Raw genomic sequence first — 1,378 nt, 5'->3', positions numbered from 1 at the left:
GGGTCTGTACGGTCAACGGTGGATCTTCGACCAGGAAGTGACACCTGATGACAGACGTGACCGTGTCGGCGGAGGCCGTGGCGGAGGTACAGCCGTCCGGGTTGGTGCCGGACGTTCTCGATGACCAGCTGATCAGTCAGCTGGTGGACCGGGCCAGGGCCGACGGGATCAAGCTGACGGGCCAGGGTGGTCTGCTTCAGCAGCTGACGAAGCGGATCCTCGAGTCGGCCCTGGAAGGCGAGATCACCGACCACCTCGGGCATGAGAAGCATGAGAAGGCCGGCTCGGGCAACACCCGCAACGGGACCAGGTCCAAGACCGTGGTGACCGAGGTCGGCCCGGTCGTGCTCGAGGTGCCGCGGGACCGGGAGGGCTCATTCGAGCCGCAGATCGTCAAGAAGCGACAGCGCCGGCTGACCGGCGTCGACGAGATGGTGCTCTCGCTGTCCGCCCGGGGCCTGACCCACGGCGAGATCTCCGCTCACCTCGCGGAGGTCTACGGCGCCGAGGTCTCCAAGCAGACGATCTCCACGATCACAGACAAGGTGGTCGACGGCATGAACGAATGGCAGAACCGGCCCCTCGACTCGGTCTACCCGGTGCTGTTCATCGACTGTGTCCACGTGAAACTGCGGGACGGGAAGGTCGCCAACAGGCCGCTCTACGTGGTCCTGGCGGTCACCGTCGAGGGCACTCGCGAGATCCTGGGCCTGTGGGCCGGCGACGGAGGCGAGGGCGCCAAGTACTGGCTCCAGGTTCTCACCGAGATCAAAAACCGCGGCACGGAAGACGTCTGCATGGTCGTCTGTGACGGTTTGAAGGGGCTGCCTGACGCGATCGGAGCGGTCTGGCCGCAGGCGATCACGCAGACGTGCGTCGTTCACCTGCTGCGGGCCTCGTTCCGTTACGCGGCCCGGCAGGACTGGGACAAGATCTCGAAGGCCCTCAAGCCCGTCTACACCGCGCCGACCGAAGACGCCGCCATGGACCGGTTCCTGGAATTCCAGGAGGAATGGGGGCGGAAGTATCCCGCGATCGTGCGGTTGTGGGAGAACGCGTGGGCCGAGTTCGTGCCGTTCCTCCAGTTCGACACCGAGATACGGCGGATCGTCTGCACGACGAACGCGATCGAGTCCGTGAACGCACGGATCCGCAAGGCCGTCCGAGCCCGCGGCCACTTCCCCAACGAGCAAGCCGCCATCAAGTGCGTCTACATGGCCATCATGAGCCTCGACCCCACCGGCCAGGGACGCAAACGCTGGACCCAACGCTGGAAGGCAGCCCTGAACGCCTTCGACATCACCTTCGACGGCCGGCTCTCAGCCGCCCGCCGCTGAACCCCTAACAACTCCAGAACCACCGTTCGCTGGACGGACCC

At 65.7% G+C, this 1,378-nt stretch carries 1 protein-coding gene; it reads left to right on the top strand.

Features of this window, described 5'->3' with window-relative positions; translation table 11 throughout:
• Positions 1-56: 56 nt before the first annotated feature.
• The gene (locus ACIQV3_RS40545; RefSeq protein ID WP_403722418.1) at positions 57-1,337 is read left to right on the top strand and encodes an IS256 family transposase; all 1,281 of its coding nucleotides are present in this window, start codon (positions 57-59) and stop codon (positions 1,335-1,337) included.
• Positions 1,338-1,378 lie beyond the last annotated feature (41 nt).

The organism is Streptomyces sp. NPDC099050 (assembly GCF_044759865.1).
Lineage (GTDB): Bacteria > Actinomycetota > Actinomycetes > Streptomycetales > Streptomycetaceae > Streptomyces.
Note: the sequence above shows the minus strand (reverse complement) of the source record. Positions and strands in the feature narration are given on the sequence as shown.